At 67.0% G+C, this 16,787-nt stretch carries 17 protein-coding genes; 3 read left to right on the forward strand and 14 right to left on the reverse strand.

The annotated features are described in order from the left end of the window. Positions 1–142 precede the first annotated feature (142 nt). Both ACS5NL_RS04490 and ACS5NL_RS04495 read left to right on the forward strand, forming a co-directional pair. Positions 143–511, forward strand: a complete 369-nt coding sequence (locus tag ACS5NL_RS04490; protein WP_439352443.1) for a DUF1428 domain-containing protein — start codon at positions 143–145, stop codon at positions 509–511. 104 nt (positions 512–615) lie between these two features. Then, positions 616–1,098, forward strand: coding sequence for a GreA/GreB family elongation factor (locus ACS5NL_RS04495; protein WP_439352444.1), 483 nt, complete (start codon positions 616–618; stop codon positions 1,096–1,098). Positions 1,099–1,173: 75 nt separating this feature from the next. Here the strand turns inward: ACS5NL_RS04495 and ACS5NL_RS04500 are convergent, their stop codons facing one another. The 14 genes from ACS5NL_RS04500 to ACS5NL_RS04565 form a co-directional block, all read right to left on the reverse strand. Then, positions 1,174–1,998 (reverse strand): SDR family NAD(P)-dependent oxidoreductase, encoded by an 825-nt coding sequence (locus ACS5NL_RS04500; RefSeq protein WP_439352445.1) that lies wholly within the window; start codon positions 1,996–1,998, stop codon positions 1,174–1,176. Positions 1,999–2,039: 41 nt separating this feature from the next. Next, positions 2,040–3,008: an alpha/beta fold hydrolase gene (locus tag ACS5NL_RS04505; RefSeq protein ID WP_439352446.1), complete on the reverse strand. Its 969-nt coding sequence runs from the start codon at positions 3,006–3,008 to the stop codon at positions 2,040–2,042. Positions 3,009–3,021: 13 nt separating this feature from the next. Continuing rightward, complete coding sequence (locus ACS5NL_RS04510) at positions 3,022–4,098, reverse strand: alkene reductase (protein WP_439352447.1); 1,077 nt, start codon at positions 4,096–4,098, stop codon at positions 3,022–3,024. 43 nt (positions 4,099–4,141) lie between these two features. After that, complete coding sequence (locus ACS5NL_RS04515; RefSeq protein WP_439352448.1) at positions 4,142–4,846, reverse strand: SDR family oxidoreductase; 705 nt, start codon at positions 4,844–4,846, stop codon at positions 4,142–4,144. 86 nt (positions 4,847–4,932) lie between these two features. Beyond that, on the reverse strand, positions 4,933–5,934 hold the full coding sequence (locus tag ACS5NL_RS04520) for an NADP-dependent oxidoreductase (RefSeq protein WP_439352449.1): 1,002 nt from the start codon (positions 5,932–5,934) through the stop codon (positions 4,933–4,935). Between the two features lie 110 nt (positions 5,935–6,044). After that, entirely contained in the window at positions 6,045–6,650 is a 606-nt protein-coding gene (locus ACS5NL_RS04525) for a TetR/AcrR family transcriptional regulator (RefSeq protein ID WP_439352450.1), read from the reverse strand. A gap of 105 nt (positions 6,651–6,755) precedes the next feature. Further along, the gene (xylB, locus tag ACS5NL_RS04530; protein ID WP_439352451.1) at positions 6,756–8,207 is read right to left on the reverse strand and encodes a xylulokinase; all 1,452 of its coding nucleotides are present in this window, start codon (positions 8,205–8,207) and stop codon (positions 6,756–6,758) included. Between the two features lie 4 nt (positions 8,208–8,211). Further along, positions 8,212–9,147, reverse strand: coding sequence for an AraC family transcriptional regulator (locus tag ACS5NL_RS04535; protein WP_439352452.1), 936 nt, complete (start codon positions 9,145–9,147; stop codon positions 8,212–8,214). A 39-nt stretch (positions 9,148–9,186) separates the two neighbouring features. Continuing rightward, positions 9,187–10,578: a D-arabinitol 4-dehydrogenase gene (gene dalD, locus ACS5NL_RS04540; protein WP_439352453.1), complete on the reverse strand. Its 1,392-nt coding sequence runs from the start codon at positions 10,576–10,578 to the stop codon at positions 9,187–9,189. A gap of 25 nt (positions 10,579–10,603) precedes the next feature. After that, the gene (locus tag ACS5NL_RS04545; protein ID WP_439352454.1) at positions 10,604–11,338 is read right to left on the reverse strand and encodes an SDR family oxidoreductase; all 735 of its coding nucleotides are present in this window, start codon (positions 11,336–11,338) and stop codon (positions 10,604–10,606) included. Positions 11,339–11,343: 5 nt separating this feature from the next. Next, complete coding sequence (locus ACS5NL_RS04550) at positions 11,344–12,387, reverse strand: ABC transporter ATP-binding protein (protein ID WP_439352455.1); 1,044 nt, start codon at positions 12,385–12,387, stop codon at positions 11,344–11,346. Between the two features lie 140 nt (positions 12,388–12,527). Beyond that, positions 12,528–13,358, reverse strand: coding sequence for a carbohydrate ABC transporter permease (locus tag ACS5NL_RS04555; protein WP_439352456.1), 831 nt, complete (start codon positions 13,356–13,358; stop codon positions 12,528–12,530). Positions 13,359–13,366: 8 nt separating this feature from the next. Then, positions 13,367–14,227 carry a carbohydrate ABC transporter permease gene (locus ACS5NL_RS04560; RefSeq protein WP_439352457.1) on the reverse strand — a complete coding sequence of 287 codons (861 nt, stop codon included), beginning with the start codon at positions 14,225–14,227 and terminating at the stop codon, positions 13,367–13,369. 102 nt (positions 14,228–14,329) lie between these two features. After that, positions 14,330–15,532: an ABC transporter substrate-binding protein gene (locus tag ACS5NL_RS04565; protein WP_439352552.1), complete on the reverse strand. Its 1,203-nt coding sequence runs from the start codon at positions 15,530–15,532 to the stop codon at positions 14,330–14,332. Between the two features lie 385 nt (positions 15,533–15,917). On the opposite strand from ACS5NL_RS04565, the gene aroE reads away from it, so the two are divergent. Beyond that, a complete protein-coding gene (gene aroE / locus ACS5NL_RS04570; RefSeq protein WP_439352458.1) occupies positions 15,918–16,769 on the forward strand; it encodes a shikimate dehydrogenase in 852 nt (283 codons plus the stop codon). Positions 16,770–16,787 lie beyond the last annotated feature (18 nt).

Consider the following 16,787-nt stretch of genomic DNA (forward strand, 5'->3'; position numbering starts at 1 on the left):
TGCAGCATTTGCTCCATGGCCGCACAGGGTGTCTGTCCTCCTGCCGGCATGCGATGTCGAATTGGCTCCCGGTCGTTCGTCGTTGCAATGCGAGGCGCACTCAGGCCAGTGCGCTGTCCGATCAACCCCACAGGAGTGAGACATGTCATACATCGATGGTTTCGTGATCGCGGTCCCGACCGCCAACAAGCAGCAGTTCATCGACCACGCTCGCCATTTCGACGCGTTGTTCATCGAGCTGGGCGCCATCCGTGTGATGGAGTGTTGGGGCGACGACGTTCCCGACGGCAAAGTCACCGACTTCCGCCGCGCAGTCCAGGCCACGGCCGAGGAGACGGTGGCTTTTTCATGGGTCGAATGGCCGGACAAGGCCACGCGCGACGCCGGCATGAAGAAGATGCTGGAGGACCCGCGCATGGACCCGTCCACACCCGGCAACCCGCCCATGCCCTTCGACGGAAAACGCATGATCTTCGGCGGCTTTGAACCGGTGGTCGAAGTGAAGGCTTGAGGGACGCTGCATGGCTTCACACTTCGGCCAGTTCCTGCCGTTCGATGCCCCGAAATGGGCGACAGGGCCGTGCCCCCGCTTGTTTGAGATGCCCACCTTTCATCATGGATAAATTCTTGCTGCAGCAGCAGGTGCTGGAACGGCTCGCCGAAGACCTGCTGCAAGTCGAACAGGCCGCGCGGGCGGCCCATGAAACGGCGACTCACGAAGAAAACATCGCCGAAAACAAATACGACACCTTGGGGCTCGAAGCCGCCTACCTGGCCACCGGCCAAGCGCGTCGCGCCGAAGCCATCCGCCAGGCGATGGCCAACTGGCGCCAATTCCGCCCGCGTCCCTACGACGCCAGCAAAGGCATACAGCTCGGCGCACTGGTCTGCCTGGTCGATGCCGACGACAGGCAGCAACAGCTCTTTCTCGGCCCGGATGGGGGCAGCATGAAGTTGGTCAGCGGCGCTCAGCTTGTTCAGGTCATCAGCAGCGAAGCCCCGTTGGGCCGGGCCATGCTCGGCAAATGCGAGGGGGATGAGGTGTCGATACAGGTCGCTCCCATCCGACAGCAGTTTGAGGTGCTGCGGGTTCATTGAGCCGCAAGCAGGTTCCCTCCGAAGTGATCAGACATGCCTGGCGGTCCTTTCGCTTCGGGTGTCGACAGGCCTGTCTCAGGTCGTGCTGCGCGCAGGCAGCGTCAGGCGCGGCCTGCCGAGCACCTGGGTCGCCACCCGGGAGGCCCACCGCCGCGACAGGAAGCGCACACCGAAGGTGGACAGCTGGTTGAACAGGCCTGGCACGACCGTGCGCTGGCCTTGCAACATGGCGCGGACCGCAGCCTGCGCCACGAACTCGGGGCTTTGGGTCGATGCGTTCGCGATCCACGAGTAGTCGCCCCCGCCGGAGGCGGCGTGGAACCCGGTGTCGGTGCCGCCGGGGCAGACGCAGGTCACGCTCAGCGGCGTGCCACGGTGCTCGTCGTGCAGGCCCTCGCTGAAGTTGCGCACGAACGTCTTCGACGCCGCGTACAGCGCCATGTTGGGCACGGACTGGTAAGCGCCGGTCGAGGCGATGTTCAGCATGTGCGCAGGGCCGGAGCCGGCCTTGTGCGCATCGACGAAGCAGCGCGCCAGCGCCACGAGCGAGGTCATGTTGAGCTGGATGAGCTCGGCGTCGCGCGCCCAATCCACCTCGTCGAACCGGCGGAAGTAGCCGAAGCCGGCGTTGTTGATCAGGATGTCGATCGGGCCGCTGGCGGTGGCGGCAGCCCACAGGGCGCGCGCCGCATCGGGCTGGCCGAGATCGCCGGTGACGATCTCGACCTTCACGCCCTGGCAGGTCGCGGCGACGGCTTCCAGGGCGTCGCGCCGCCGTGCCGTCAGCACGAGGTCCACGCCGAGCGCCGCGAGCTCACGCGCGATGGCCGCGCCAATACCGCTGGAGGCGCCGGTCACCAGCGCGCGCTGGCCCTTGAACTGGCTTGTGTGTGCACGCATGTCGTTCTCCTGGTCTTGGGGGCTGCGTTGCCTGGCCAGCGTCAGCGGGCCAGGAACTCGAGCGTGCTGCGCACGAAGTCGGCATGGAACTGGAAGGCCCCGCCGTGTCCGGCATCGGGGTAGATGACCAGCTGGCTGTTGGGCAGCCGCCGGGCCAGGTCGTGCGTGTTGACCGTCGGGACCATGCGGTCGTGGTCACCGTTGACCACCAGCACCGGCTGCGTCACCACCGACAGGTCGGCGGGCGCCTTCTTGCCCCACACGCGCAGCGCCTCCAGCTGGGCCATGAACGCGCTCACCGAGATCTCGGTGTCGCGGTCTTCGGTGCGTTCCTTCAACCGCGCCAGGAAGGCCTTGCCGGCCTCGATGCCTTGGGGCGTTCGCGTGAAGAACAGGAACTGCTTGGCGTCCTGGCCGGTGAAGAAGCCCCGGGCCATGTCGTAGAAGGTCACCCCCGCCACGGTGCTGATGCCTTCGCCACCCGCAGGACCGGTGCCCGCGAGCACCATCTTGCGCACGAGTGGCGGCTGTTTCAGCACGACTTCCTGGGCGACCATGCCACCCAGCGAGAAGCCCAGCAGGTCCACCTTCTGCAAGCCCTTGGCCCGGATGAAGGTGATGGCGTCGTCTGCCATCGCTTCCATCGAATTCGACGGCGAGCCGCTGGAGGCCCCGATGCCGCGGTTGTCGAAGGCGATGACGTGGTGTTTGGCCGCGAGGCCGTCGATGATGCGCGGGTCCCAGTTGTCGAGGACCGCCGCCAGGTGGGTCAGCATCACCACGGGCGTGCCGCCGTGGTGCTGGCCCAGCTCGCGGTACGCGAAGTTCACGCCGCCGGCCGAGATGGTCTGGGTGGGCACGTTCTTCCAGGTGAGCTCGGCCTTTGGTCCGGCCGCGACCTGGCCTTGGTTCGCCGCGCTGGCGGCAGGCTCTGCCGCCAGCAGCGTGGGCACATGGAGAGTGGTTGACAGGGCCAGGCCCAGCGTGGCCGTCTTGAGCAGGTGTTTCATCATCGGTCTCCGCTCAGGCGCCGAGCGCCGGATAGTCGGTGTAGCCCTTGGGGCCGGGCGTGTAGAAGGTCGCCATGTCCAGCGGGTTCAAGGCCGCCTTGGCCTGCATGCGCTCGACCAGATCGGGGTTGGCGATGAAGGGGCGGGCAAAGGCGATGAGGTTCGCGTGACCCGCATGGAGCGCGCTCTCCGCACTGGCCTGATCGAAGCCTCCGGCCAGGATGAACAGACCGTGGAACGCCACGCGAAGGCGGAACTTGAACTCGGCGGGCACGGGCGGCGCGCCCAGCGCCGAATGGTCCAGCAGGTGCACATACAGAATGCCCAGCTGCGCCAGTGCTTCGGTGAGGGCCAGGTATTGCGCCTCGACATCGGGGTAGGCCCCCATGCCGTTGAACACGCCGTAGGGCGACAACCGGATGCCCACCTTGTCTGCGCCGATGGCGGCGGCCGTGGCGCGAGCCACCTCGAGGGCGAAGCGGTTGCGGCCTTCGATGCTGCCCCCGTAGCCATCGGTGCGGTGGTTCACGTTGGCGTTCAGAAACTGCTCGATCAGGTAGCCGTTTGCGGCGTGCAGCTCGACCCCGTCGAAACCCGCGTCGATGGCCAGTTGGGCCGACCTGGCGTACTCCGCCACGGCGTGGGCGATGTCGTCTTCGCTCATCGCGCGGGGTGCGCTGTGCGGCTGCATGCCCTGGGTGTCGGTGAACATCTCGCCGGGGCAGACCTCGGCGGTGGGCGCGAGCACCTCGGCCCCTTCCGGCAGGTTGGCCACATGGGCCACGCGCCCGGTGTGCATCAGCTGGACAAAGATCTTGCCGCCTTTGGCGTGCACCGCGTCCGTCACCTGCTTCCAGCCTTGCACATGGGCTTCGGTGAACAGGCCCGGAATGCGGGCGTAGCCCAGCCCGTTGGGCGAGGGCGAGGTGCCCTCGGTGACGATCAGGCCGGCCGAGGCGCGCTGGCCGTAGTACTCGGCCATCAGGGCGTTGGGCGTGTTGTGGTCCACCGCCCGGCTGCGTGTCATGGGCGCCATGACGATGCGGTTGCGCAGTGGCAGGGAGGGCGCGGAGAGAGGCGTGAAGAGCATGGTGGTCTTCCTGTGGGTGTGAGTTGAGACTGAGGGCCTGGGTTTATTGGCCTTGGGGCAGATAGACCGGGCGCGGTGCCGTCAGGCCTTGCCGCACCTGCTCGGTGAGCGCGTCGGCCAGCACCTCGTCGGCGCCCGCTTCCAGCCCGTCGAGCGCGCGCTGCACGATTACCTCGGCGCTGCTCTTGGGGACCTCGAAACCGCGCGTGAGGTCGGTGTCGACATAGGCCATGTGCAGGCCCAGCACCTGGGTCTTCTGCCCGGCCAGCTCGTGGCGCAATGCATTGGTCAGCGGCCACGCCGCGGACTTGCTGGCCGAATACGCGGCCAGCTCACTGCCGTTGACCCACGACGCCACCGACAACACATTGAGCAGTGCGCCACCGCCGTTGGCCTTGAGCACGGGCGCAAAGGCCTTGCTCACGTTCAGCACGCCGAAGAAGTTGGTCTCGAAGATGCGGCGTGCCACCGCGTCGCTGTCAGGCGCCAGGAAGCCGCCGGGCTGGGCGATGCCCGCGTTGTTGATGACCAGGGTCACGTCGGTGGCCTGCTGCACTGCAGCTGCGATTTCCTCGGGTTTGGTGACGTCCAGTTGCAAGGCATGGACACCGGGCAAGGTGACGGTGGCGGGATCGCGTGCGGCGGCGTAGACCTTGCGGGCGCCCCGCGCCAGCAGTTCGCGGGCAAAGGCCAGGCCGATGCCGCGGTTGGCGCCGGTGATGAGGACGACGGCGTTTTGAATGTTCATGGATGGCTCCTGAGAAGGTTGGGATACGAAATTCACATGACGATCGTCATATGTAGGGGCGTGAAAAAACGAAAGGGTGGAAAGGTTCAGCGAAGCTTGATGACCACCTTGCCTTTGGCCCGACCGCTTTCGACGTAGGCCATGGCCTCGTTGGTGGCGTCGAAGGGGAAGACCTTGTCGATCACCGGGCGGATGGCGCCCGACTCGATCAACTGTGTGATCTTCTGCAACTGGCTGCCGCTGGACTTCATGAACAGGAACGAATAGCCGACCTGCAGGCGCCGGGCCTGCCTGCGCACGCCAAAGCTCAGGGCGCGCATGACCTGAGTCACCACCCACGGGGCCTTGATGTCCTGCGCAAACTGCGGATCGGGCGGCCCCGAGATGGAGATGAGGCTGCCACCGGGCTTGAGCACGCCCAGGGACTTCGCCAGGGTCTTGCCGTCCTGGCTGTTGAGCACCACGTCGTAGTCGCTCAGCTTTTCTTCAAACGCATCCTTCCTGTAGTCGACGATCACATCCGCGCCCAGGCCCTTGACCAGGGCGGCGTTGCCCGCGCTGGTGGTGGTGGCCACCGTCGCGCCCAGGTGCTTGGCCAGCTGGATGGCGAACGTGCCCACGCCACCGGAGCCTGCCTGGATGAAGACCTTCTGCCCCTTCTTGAGACGGGCTTTTTCCACCAGCGCCTGCCAGGCCGTCAGTCCCACCAGGGGGATGGACGCAGCCTCTTCCATGCTGATGTTCCGGGGCTTGATCGCCACCGAGTCCTCCTTGACGGCCACCAACTCGGCGAAGGTGCCGATGCGGAAGTCGTCGGGCCTGGCGTAGACCTCGTCGCCCACCTTGAACTGGCGCACCCTCGGCCCGACACGGACCACCACGCCGGCCACATCGTGTCCCAGGACAAAGGGCGTGCGGTACGGCAGGATGAGCTTGAACTCGCCGTTTCGAAGCTTGGAATCCAGCAGGTTCACCGCGGTCGCGTGCACCTCGATCAAGACCTCGTCTTCACGCAGCTCCGGTGCCGGCATCTCGGCGGCCCGCAGTTTTTCGTTCTTCCCGTAGCGATCCACGACGAAGGCTTTCATGGTCTTTCCTTTTGGCAAACAGTGCAGGGGACGGATCCATTGGATCCGGTTGAGATGAAGTTTGGAATGATGATCATCATATTTGTGAGCAAAAAAAACCGGTCCGTGGCTCAGACGCCGGAAGGGGCCAGGCGCTTCAAAGCGGCGCCGCACAGCGCGTCCGACAACGCCGGGTCATCGACGGCGCGGGCCAGCATCAGGGTGCCCACCATGGTGGCCACCGTCACCAGCGCGCGCTCATGGGCGCCGGGCTGTCCCCAGTCCGGCGACTGACGGGCCACCAGATCGATCATCTCCTTGATGCGGCGCGTGGCGGCCCGGCGCACTTCGGGCGACTGGCGGGGCATTTCGGAACCCAGGGCCGACACGGGGCAACCCGTCTCGATGCCCGCCAGGTGCTCTTTGGACAGATAGGTCTGCATCAGCGCCTGCAATGCCTGCTCAGGCGGGACCGCGGCAATGACACTGGCCGCGAAGGCGTTGGACTCGGCACCCGCACGGTCCGCCGCTTCGGCCAGCATGGCTTCGCGGGAATCGAAGTGGGCATAGAACGCGCCGTGCGTCAGCCCCGCCTCTTTCATGATGTCGGCCACCCCCGTCCCGTCGTAGCCGCTGCGCCGGATGGCGCGGGCGGCCGCCTGCACGATGCGCTCGTGCGAGGCCTCTTTGGCGGCACTGCGGATGTTGGTTGGTGTCTTTCGCATGACGTGCATCATACAAAATATCGATGAACAGTGCAATGGGGGCGTTGAAACGGGCGAAAGCCTGTTTCAGGTCTGGCCGCGACCCCGGCCCAAGCCGTCTCCGCCGCCGGGCGGCTCTCAGCGCAAGGCCGGATACAGCGCCCTGAACCGCGCATGGCGCGCCCGCAGCGTTTCGCTTTGTGCCGTGTTGGGTTCGAAGCGGTGCCGCACCGGGGGCGTGACGCAGACCGTGTCGAGGCCGCCGCCGGTGGCCAGCCAGGCCAGGCGGGCTGCGCCCATGGCGCCGCCGCTTTCGGAGTCCTGGTGCACGGTCAGTGCCAGGCCGAAGATGTCGGCCAGCAATTGCGCCCACCAGGCGCTGCGGGAGCCGCCACCGACCAGCGAGAGCGCGCGCAGCGGCGGGTCGCTGGCGGGAATGGTGTGCAGACCGTCGCACAGGCCGAAGCCCACGCCTTCGGCCACCGCGTAGGCCAGGTGTTCGCGGCCGTGTTCGGCGCGCAGGCCAACCCAGGCGCCGGTGGCCAGCGGGTTGTTGTGGGGCGAGCGTTCGCCGCTGAGGTAGGGCAGGAACAGCGGGGCCTGGCCCTGGGCGCCGTGGTCCAGCGTCGCGGCCGCGGCCAGCAGCGCGGCTTCGTTCTCGAAGCCGAGGTTTTTCGTGGCCCAGCTCACTGCGCTGGCGGCGCTGAGCATCACGCTCATCACGTGCCAGCGGTCGGGCAGGGCGTGGCAGAACGCGTGCAGCGCCTGCGCCGGGTTGGGTTCAAACGCGGCACCGCTGACAAAGACCACGCCCGAGGTGCCCAGCGAGACGAAGCCTTCGCCCGGGCGCACCAGGCCCATGCCGACCGCGCTGGCGGCGTTGTCGCCGGCACCACCGGCCACCGGCACCGCCGACGGCAGGCCCCAGCGGCTGCACAGCGCTGGTTTGACCAAGGCCGAGACCTCGCTGCCTTCGACCAGCCGCGGCATGTGGGCGCGGGTCAGGCCGGTCGCGGTGAGCATCACGTCGGACCAGTCGCGCCGGCCCACGTCCAGCCACAAGGTGCCGGCGGCGTCGGACATCTCGCTCACGGCTTCACCCGTGAGCATCAGGCGCAGCCAGTCCTTGGGCAGCAGCACGCGCCGGGTCTTCGCAAAGGTTTCCGGTTCGTGCTCGCGCACCCATTGCAGCTTGGGCGCCGTGAAGCCGGGCATGGCCAGGTTGCCGGTGATGGCCGAAAGCTGTGGCACGTCGCGGGTGAGCTGTTCGCACTGCGCGCCGCTGCGGCCGTCGTTCCAGAGGATGGCCGGGCGCAGCACCTGGTCGTGGCCGTCGAGCAGGGTGGCGCCGTGCATCTGGCCGGACAGGCCGATGCCGCGCAGCTGTGCGAGCGCCTGCGGTTGCTCCGCGTGCAGCTGGTCCATCACCGCTTCGAGCGCCTGCCACCAGGCGGCCGGGTCCTGCTCGGACCACAGCGGCTGCGGGCGCTGCACCGTCAGCGGTGCGCGGGCGGTGGCAATGACCTGGTGCTGGTCGGACAGCAGCAGGGCCTTCAGTTCGGACGTGCCGAGATCGAGACCGAGGAACATGGGATCAGGCCGAGCCTTTGAAACGGGTCAGCGATTGCTTGCGGAATTCGGTGGGCGTCATGCCCTTGATTTCCAGGAAGCGGCGGTTGAAGTTGGCGACGTTGTTGAAGCCGACCTCGTAGCAGATGTGGGTGACCTGCTGGTCGGTGTCCATCAGCAACTGGCAGGCGCGGCTGATGCGCACCCGGTTGACGAAGTCGGTGAAGGTGTTGCCGGTGGCCTTGCGGAAGAAGCGGCTGAACTTGCTCTCGCTCATGCCCAGCTCGGCGGCCAGCGCGCCGGCCGAGTGGTCGTCGGCCATGTTGTCGGTGATGCGGCTGACGACGGCGTGGATCTGGTCGATCGAGGCATCGTCGTCGTCGCTCTGCAGCTGCACGCTCGAGAGCAGGCGGTAGTCGGTGCAGGCGGCCAGGTCGGCCAGGTAGTCGCAGAACGCGGTGAGGCGGCGCAGACCGCGCGCGGACTTCACGCGGTGCCAGTGTTTCTCGGCCACTTCCGACAGGCCGAAGAACTCGATGCCGTTCTTGGCACGCTCCAGCAGCGGCAGCACTTCGCGCAATTCCGGGATGGTCTCGGCGGCGCGCACCAGCGGCTCGTGGGTGAACTGGATCACCAGATCGCGCTGCGCCACGCCGCCCTCGGGCATGTCCATGGTCACCCAGTTGTGCGGCAGGCGCGGCCCGGTGAGCACCAGCTGGCCGGCCTGGAACGGGCCGATCCAGTCGCCCACGAACACCTTGCCGCTGGTGCTGGTGATCAGGTGCAGCTCGTACTCGTCGTGGTAGTGCCAGCGCGCCAGCGGCGTCGGAAAACCATGGTCCAGGCAGCGCACGAAGCCGACGTCCGACGACAGCTCGTAGCCCAGGTCGGGCGAGCGGACGAACTCGTGCTCCAGCTCGGGCTTGAGCTGGCGCGGGGCGATGGGCATCTTCACGGTCATGGTGTGCTCCGGCAGGGAAGCCGAGGAAGTTACACCGGTTCAGGCCTTGGCGCGCTCCGCCACGAAAGCCTGCACGCGGGCGTAGGCCTTGCGCAGTGTGCCGACCAGTTCCGGACGGCTGGCCATCTCGCCCCACAGCGTGGTGTCGGCGGCGTAGGCGGCGACCGGGTCGGCCGCGTCGCAGATCGCGTGCGCCACGGCCGGGTCCATGGCCTGGTCCTGGTAGGTGTAGGGGATCTGGCCGGCGTGCCAGCGCTGCAGGTAGGCCAGGAACAGCGCGGGCAGCATGGCCACGCTGTCGAAGCTGCCGCCGCGCGCGAGCTTGTCGCGGATGGTGGGCGCGATCATGCCGGGGATCTTGGAGAACGCGTCCATCGCCACGCGCTGGTTGGTGTCCTGGATCGCGGGGTTGCCGAAGCGGTCGAGCACCACGTCGCGGTACTTCTCCAGATGGATCGGGCAGGGCAGCAGGACCGGAATCGCGTCGTCGGTCACGTAGTCGAAAGCCATCTGGCGGATGGCGGCGTCGTGCGTGCCTTCGTGGATGTAGAGGTAGCCCGCCAGCGTGCCGGCCCAGGCGATGCAGCTGTGCGTCGCGTTGAGCAGGCGGATCTTGGCTTCCTCGTGGGCCTGCACCGAATTGACCATCTCGACCCCGACCTTTTCCCACTCGGGGCGGCCGGCGATGAAGTTGTCTTCGATCACCCACTGGATGAAGCTCTCGCCCATGATGGCGGCCTTGTCGTCCCAGCCGGTGGCGGCCTTGACGCGCTCGGCCACGTCGGGCGTGGGGCGTGGCGTGATGCGGTCGACCATGGCGTTGGGGCTGCGGGTGTGTTCCTGCACCCAGGCCTTGAGGGCGCTGTCGCCCAGTGCGTCGATGAACTGCAGCAGGCCGCCGCGCGAGCGCTCGCCGTTGTGGCGCAGGTTGTCGCAGTTCATCAGCGTGACGGCACCGCCGCCGGCCTTCATGCGCGCCTTCAGGATGCTGACCAGGCCGCCGTAGACCGTGTGGCCCGCCTTGCCGGCCTTCACGGCCTCCAGGTCGGCGCGCAGGTCGGGGAAGGTGGGCCAGTCCAACTGGTTGTTCGCGTCGAGGTAGTAGCCGGCCTCTGTGACGGTGAAGCTGATGATGCGTGTGGCCGGATCGGCGCCGACGGCGATCAGCGGCGCCAGGTCTTCCTGGTAGGGCACCACGCGCTGGATCGACTCGATGCGCGTGTAGCTGCGCTCGCCCTGGGGCGTGACCGTCTCCAGCGTGTAGGCGCCGCCCTGGGCCTGCAGCGCGGCGATGGTGTCGAGCATGTCGGGCCGCAGGTTGCCGCCGGTGATGGACCAGCGCGTGTCGCCCTGCTGGCGCAGCTGGTGGACGTAGACGGCCTGGTGGGCGCGGTGGAAGGAGCCCAGTCCGAGGTGAAGGATGGTGTACATGGTCGGTCGCGTGAAAAGGGACGGGTCAGAGGTCGAAATTCGTGGGCATCATCACCACGTCGCGGATCGTCATGCCGCGCGGGCGCGTGAGCATGAACAGCAGCACATTGGCCACCTCGGCGGCCTCGATCAGGCTGCCGCTGGCCTTGGCTTCGGCCAGTTTCTCGGCCGGCCAGTCGGCCAGCAGACCGGTGATGACCGGCCCCGGCGAGACAGAGCCGATGCGGATGCCGTGCTTGAACATCTGCCGCCGCACGGTCTGCACGAAACAGTCGATCGCCCACTTGGACGAGGCGTAGACCGGCTCCCACGGCGTGGGGAAGTGGGCGGCCAGCGAAGAGGTGACGAGGATGTCGCCCGTGCCGCGCGCCACCATGTGCGGCAGCACGTTGTGCACGTTCTTCATCACCACGTTCACGTTGAGGTTCAACATGCGGTCGATGGCTTCGGGCGTGGTGTCCAGCAGGTCGCCGCCGACGTAGAGGCCGGCGTTGGCGTGGAAGATGTCGAGCTGGCCGGCGATCGCCAGCGTGCGTTCGAGCAGGCTGTTGCACTGCGCGGGGTCTAGCAGGTCGAGCACCAGCGGCAGGGCGTTGGGGCCGATGGCCGCGCAGGCCTTGTCCAGCGCGGCGGCGTCGCGGTCGATCAGCACCACGCGGGCGCCGGCGTGGGCCATGCCCTGGGCGCTGGCAAAGCCGATGCCCGAGGCCGCGCCGGTGACGGCGGCGACCTTGCCTTGAAGTTCTTGTCCGAGGGTCATGGTGGTCAGGCGTGCTGGCCGGCGACGATGCGGCCGGCGGTGTCGAACCAGTGGGCCTGGGAGGCGTCGATGTCCAGGCTGACGGCGTCACCGGCGTGCAGGCCGGTGCGGTCGTTCTGGCGCGCCACGAACTGCGCGCCGTTGGGCGTGCTCACGTAGATCAGGGTCTCTGCGCCCAGCGCTTCGACCAGGTCCACCTGGCCAGGCACCGGCGTGCTGCCGGTGCTGCGCACACTGATGTTCTCCGGGCGCAGGCCGATGGCGCCGCCCACGGCACCGACCGGCGCCTGCTGCTGCACCAGCGCCGGCACCTGGGCCAGCGGGATCACGTTCATCTGCGGCGTGCCGATGAACTGGGCCACGAACTGGTTGGCCGGCTTGTCGTACAGCTCCAGCGGCGTGCCGACCTGCTCGATGATGCCGTCGCGCAGCACCACCACCTTGTCGGCCAGCGTCATGGCTTCGACCTGGTCGTGCGTGACATAGATCGTGGTGGCGCCCAGGTCGCGGTGCAGCTTGTGGATCTCCACCCGGGTCTGGCCGCGCAGGGCCGCGTCCAGGTTGGACAGCGGCTCGTCGAACAGGAAGACCTTGGGCGAGCGCACGATGGCGCGGCCGATGGCCACGCGCTGGCGCTGGCCGCCCGAGAGCTCCTTGGGCGTGCGCTGCAGGTACTGCGAGAGGTTGAGGATGCGCGCGGCGTTCTGCACCTTGTCGTCGATCACCTTGGGATCGACCTTGGCCAGCTTGAGCGCGAAGCTCATGTTCTCGTACACGCTCATGTGCGGGTACAGCGCGTAGCTCTGGAACACCATCGCCAGGTCGCGCTTGGACGAGGGCGCCTGGGTGATGTCCTTGCCGTCGAGCACCAGCTTGCCGCCGTCGATGTGTTCGAGGCCGGCGATCAGGCGCAGCAGCGTGGACTTGCCGCAGCCCGAAGGCCCGACGAAGACGATGAACTCGCCCTTCTCGATGGTCAGGTCGATGCCCTTGATGGCGCGGTGGGCGCCGAAGAACTTTTCGATGCCCTGGAGTTGCAGGTAGGCCATGGGAATGACTCCTCAGATGTTCGATGCCGCAGCGGCGCTGCGAGCGAAGGTTTCTTGTTCGGGGCGACCGCAGAACCGGCTTTGCCGGGCTGCCAGTCGCGCCCCCTGGGGGGTAGCGCCGAAGGCGATGCGGGGGGTACTCATTTCACGGCGCCAAAGGTCAGACCTTGGACCAGCTGCTTTTGACTGAACCAGCCGAAGACGACGATGGGCGCGATCGCCATCAGCGAGGCCGCCGACAGCTTGGCCCAGAACAGGCCCTCGGGGCTGGAGTAGCTGGCGATCAGCGTGGCCAGCGTGCCGGCCTTGGACGAGCTCAGGTTCAGGCTCCAGAACGCCTCGTTCCAGCTGAGCACCAGGCACAGCAGGCCGGTGGAGGCCAGGCCGCCCATGCCCAGCGGCAGCAGCACCTTGAAGGCCTCCTGCCAGAGCGTGGCGCCGTCCATGCGCGCCGCTTCCAGGATCTCGTTGGGGATCTCCTTGAAGGACGAGTACAGCATCCAGACCATGATGGGCAGGTTGGACAGCGTGAAGATGATGATCAGGCCCAGCTGGGTGTCCAGCAGCGCGGTCTTCTGCGCCATCACGTAGACCGGCACCAGCGCGCCGACGGCCGGCATCATCTTGGTCGAGAGCATCCACATCAGGATGTCCTTGTCGCGCTTGCCCTTGTGGAAGGCCATGGCGTAGGCCGCGGGCGCGGCAATCGCCAGGCCCAGCAGCGTGGACACCACGCTGGTGACCACCGAGTTCCAGGCGTAGTGCAGGTAGTCGCTGCGCTCCTGCACCTCGTGGAAGTTCTCCAGCGTGGGGCTGAAGAACAGCTCGGGCGGCACGGCGATGGCCTGCAGCTCGGTCTTGAACGCGGTCAGCAGCAGCCAGCCCAGGGGGAAGAACAGCAGCAGGGCCACGGCCCAGGCGGCCACGGTGCGCACCGCGTAGGCGGGGGTGAAGGTGGATTGACGTGCCATGGTGGTGCTCACTTGTCCAGGTTCTTGCCGACCATGCGGATCAGGAAGATCGCGGCGATGTTGGCCAGCAGCACGGCGAACAGGGCGCCCGCGGAGGCCACGCCGGCGTCGAAGTTCAGCAGCGCCTGCTTGAAGATCAGGAAGGCCACGTTGGTGCTCGCGTCGCCCGGGCCACCACCGGTGGTGGTGTAGATCTCGGCGAAGACCGAGAGCAGGAAGATCAGCTCGATCATCACGACCACGGCCACCGAGCGGCCCAGGTGCGGGATGTAGAGGTAACGCAGCTGCTGGCCGTAGGTGGCGCCGTCCATGCGGGCGGCTTCGAGCTGCTCGCGGTCCATGCTCTGCAGCGCGGTCATGAAGATCAGCGTGGCAAAGGGCAGCCACTGCCAGGAGACCATGACGATCACCGAGAACAGGGGCAGGTCGGTCAGCCAGTCGATCGGGGCGGCGCCAAAGAAGCCCCAGAGCTGGGCCAGCACGCCGTAGATCGGGTTCATCATCATGTTCTTCCACAGCAGCGCATTGACCGTGGGCATGACGAAGAAGGGCGAGATCAGCAGCACACGCACGATGCCGCGGCCGGCGAAGGGGTCGTTGATCAGCAGGGCGATGGCCACGCCCAGCAGCACGGTGATCAGGATCACGCTGCCCAGCAGCAGCACGGTGTTGATCACCGAGGTCGTGAACGAGGGGTCGGTCACGAAGTATTCGAAGTTGTCCAGTCCGATGAAGCCGGTCTGGTCGGGCTGCATCAGGTTGTAGCGGATGACGGAGAAGTAGATCGTCATCACCAGCGGCACGATCATCCAGAGGAAGAGCGTGGCCACCGCGGGCGTCAGCAGCAGGCGCGGGATGAGGCGTTTCATGGGTGTCCAGGCAATGAGGGACCGATGGGCGCCGATGGATCACACCGGCGCCCTGCGAAGCGATGGAAATGGCGGGCAGGGACCTCCCTGCCCGTTGGTGGCTTACTTGTAGTAGCCGGCCTTCTTCATTTCGCGGTCGGCGGCGGTCTGCGAGGCCTTCAGGGCGGCGTCGACCGTGGTCTTGCCGGCCAGGGCGGCGCTCATCTGCTGACCCACGGCGATGCCGATGGCCTGGAACTCGGGGATGGCAGCGAACTGCACGCCGACGTACGGGCTCTTGGGCAGGGTCGAGTCGTTCGGGTTGGCCGATTCGATGGCCTTGAGCTCAGCCGAAGCGAAGCGGGCGGCCTTCTGGAATTCCGGCGACGCGTAGGTGGACTTGCGGGTGCCGGTCGGGACGTTGGCCCAGCCGTTGGTCTTGGCGACCAGCTGGATGTATTCCTTGCTGGTGGCCCAGGTCACGAACTTCTGTGCGGCGTCGACCTTCTTCGAACCGGCGGGGATCGCCAGGTTCCAGGACCACAGCCAGTTCGCGCCCTTGGGGGTCGCTGCGGTGGGGGCCTGGGCGAAAGCCATCTGGTCGGCGACCTTGGACTGCTTGGGATCGCTCACGAAGGAGGCGGCGATCGTGGCGTCGATCCACATGCCGCACTTGCCCGAGTTGGTCAGGGCCAGGATTTCGTTGAAGCTGTTGGCCGAGGAGCCGGGAGGGCCGTAGTTCTTCAGCAGGTCGACGTAGAAGGTGATGGCGTCGTGCCAGGGCTTGCTTTCCAGCTGGGGCTTCCAGCTCATGTCGAACCACTGGCCGCCGTAGGTGTTCACCAGGGTGGACAGGAAGGCCATGTTGTCGCCCCAGCCCGGCTTGCCGCGCAGGCAGATGCCGTAGGTGTTGGGCGGGTTGTGGATCTTGGCGGCCAGGGCCTTGATGTCGGTCCAGGTCGGCTTGTCGGCCACGGTGATGCCGGCCTTGTCGGCCAGGTCCTTGCGGTACATCAGCATCGAGGATTCGCCGTAGAACGGAGCGGCATACAGCTTGCCACCCACGGTCAGGCCACCGCGCACGGCGGGCAGCAGGTCGTCCACGTCGTAGGCGGCGTCGGTCTTGAGTTCCTGCAGCCAGCCCTTCTTGCCCCAGATCGGTGCTTCGTACATGCCGATCGTCATGATGTCGAACTGACCGCCCTTGGTGGCGATGTCGGTCGTCACGCGCTGGCGCAGCACGCCTTCTTCCAGCGTCACCCACTTGAGCTTGATGTCGGGGTTGGCGGTTTCGAAGTTCTTCGACAGCTTCTGCATCTCGATCATGTGGCCGTTGTTCACGGTCGCGATGACGAGTTCGGTGGCAGCGTTGGCGCCAGCGGCGGCCAGCAGGCCGGCGGCAAACACGGTGGCAAGGCGGAATTTCACGGAGTGTCTCCTGAGGTGGATGGGAGGTCGTTTGAGGTTCAACGGTGTCTGAAACCGTGGGGCGATTCTGGGGACCTTCTGGCCCGCAGTTTGTACGCAAAACAGCAAAATCTGTACAGAATTGCGCTATAGGGTCGGGAAAAACCCTAGTGTCTGACAAGAAGTATTCGTAACCCGCTGAAAAGTACATCGAAGGTGCAGCATCGTATTGATCGGGGCGCTCCGGGTGGGCTTTTGGCGGCGCATGCGCTACCCTGACCGGCCCACGCCCCAGGAGAGACCCATGAACTTCCTGCACACGCTCACCGGATCGTTCGCCCAGCCCGCCGGCGAGAACCCGACGGTCGCCATGATCGAGGCGGCCTACCGGCACCATGGTCTGGCGTGGCGTTACGTCAATTGCGAAGTGCCGCCGGAAAAACTCGCCGACGCCGTGCGCGGCGCCCGCGCCATGGGCTGGGCCGGCTTCAACTGCTCGCTGCCGCACAAGGTCACGGTGATCGAACACCTGGACCACCTCGCGCCCTCGGCCGAGGTCATCGGGGCGGTCAACACCGTCGTGGTGCGCGACGGCCTGCTGATCGGCGAGAACACCGACGGCCAGGGTTTTCTGGAAGCCTTGCGCGGCGTGGGCGAGATCCGGGGGCGGCGCGTGCTGCTGTTCGGTGCGGGCGGGGCGGCCCGCGCGGTGGCGGTGGAACTGGCCCTGGCCGGGGCGGCGCACATCGCTGTCGTCAACCGGGGCCGGCTGCGCGGGCAGGAACTGGCCGATCTGATTGCTGCGAAGACGACGGCCGCCGCCGAGTACCTGCACTGGCACCCGGCCATGCCCATCCCCACCGACACGGACATCGTGATCAACGCCACCTCGATCGGCCTGTTCCCGCACGTCGACGACCAGCTCGACATCGACTGGACGACGCTGCGTCCCGGCATGGTGGTCGCCGACGCCATCCCCAACCCGCCGCGCACCCACCTGATCCGCCGCGCCGAAGCCGCAGGCTGCACCGTGCTCGACGGCCTGGGCATGCTGGTCAACCAGGGGGCGGTGGCGATCCGGCTGTGGAGCGGGGTGGATGTGGACCGCGGGGTGATGCGGCGGGAGCTGGAGCGGGTGCTGGCTGTGGCAGAGTAGCTGCTCCGTTGCCTGTGC

It is taken from the genome of Hydrogenophaga sedimenti, from assembly GCF_051857515.1.
Taxonomy (GTDB): Bacteria; Pseudomonadota; Gammaproteobacteria; order Burkholderiales; family Burkholderiaceae_C; genus Hydrogenophaga.

Bases quoted from the DNA above. Each gene is read 5' to 3' on its own strand.
- ACS5NL_RS04505 (WP_439352446.1), bottom strand. From the start codon at position 3,008: ATGAAACACCTGCTCAAGACGGCCACGCTGGGCCTGGCCCTGTCAACC.
- ACS5NL_RS04525 (WP_439352450.1), bottom strand. From the start codon at position 6,650: ATGATGCACGTCATGCGAAAGACACCAACCAACATCCGCAGTGCCGCC.
- ACS5NL_RS04520 (WP_439352449.1), bottom strand. From the start codon at position 5,934: ATGAAAGCCTTCGTCGTGGATCGCTACGGGAAGAACGAAAAACTGCGG.
- ACS5NL_RS04560 (WP_439352457.1), bottom strand. From the start codon at position 14,227: ATGAAACGCCTCATCCCGCGCCTGCTGCTGACGCCCGCGGTGGCCACG.
- aroE (WP_439352458.1), top strand. From the start codon at position 15,918: ATGAACTTCCTGCACACGCTCACCGGATCGTTCGCCCAGCCCGCCGGC.
- dalD (WP_439352453.1), bottom strand. From the start codon at position 10,578: ATGTACACCATCCTTCACCTCGGACTGGGCTCCTTCCACCGCGCCCAC.
- ACS5NL_RS04490 (WP_439352443.1), top strand. From the start codon at position 143: ATGTCATACATCGATGGTTTCGTGATCGCGGTCCCGACCGCCAACAAG.
- ACS5NL_RS04495 (WP_439352444.1), top strand. From the start codon at position 616: ATGGATAAATTCTTGCTGCAGCAGCAGGTGCTGGAACGGCTCGCCGAA.
- ACS5NL_RS04515 (WP_439352448.1), bottom strand. From the start codon at position 4,846: ATGAACATTCAAAACGCCGTCGTCCTCATCACCGGCGCCAACCGCGGC.
- ACS5NL_RS04535 (WP_439352452.1), bottom strand. From the start codon at position 9,147: ATGACCGTGAAGATGCCCATCGCCCCGCGCCAGCTCAAGCCCGAGCTG.
- xylB (WP_439352451.1), bottom strand. From the start codon at position 8,207: ATGTTCCTCGGTCTCGATCTCGGCACGTCCGAACTGAAGGCCCTGCTG.
- ACS5NL_RS04555 (WP_439352456.1), bottom strand. From the start codon at position 13,358: ATGGCACGTCAATCCACCTTCACCCCCGCCTACGCGGTGCGCACCGTG.
- ACS5NL_RS04545 (WP_439352454.1), bottom strand. From the start codon at position 11,338: ATGACCCTCGGACAAGAACTTCAAGGCAAGGTCGCCGCCGTCACCGGC.
- ACS5NL_RS04550 (WP_439352455.1), bottom strand. From the start codon at position 12,387: ATGGCCTACCTGCAACTCCAGGGCATCGAAAAGTTCTTCGGCGCCCAC.
- ACS5NL_RS04565 (WP_439352552.1), bottom strand. From the start codon at position 15,532: ATGATCGAGATGCAGAAGCTGTCGAAGAACTTCGAAACCGCCAACCCC.
- ACS5NL_RS04510 (WP_439352447.1), bottom strand. From the start codon at position 4,098: ATGCTCTTCACGCCTCTCTCCGCGCCCTCCCTGCCACTGCGCAACCGC.
- ACS5NL_RS04500 (WP_439352445.1), bottom strand. From the start codon at position 1,998: ATGCGTGCACACACAAGCCAGTTCAAGGGCCAGCGCGCGCTGGTGACC.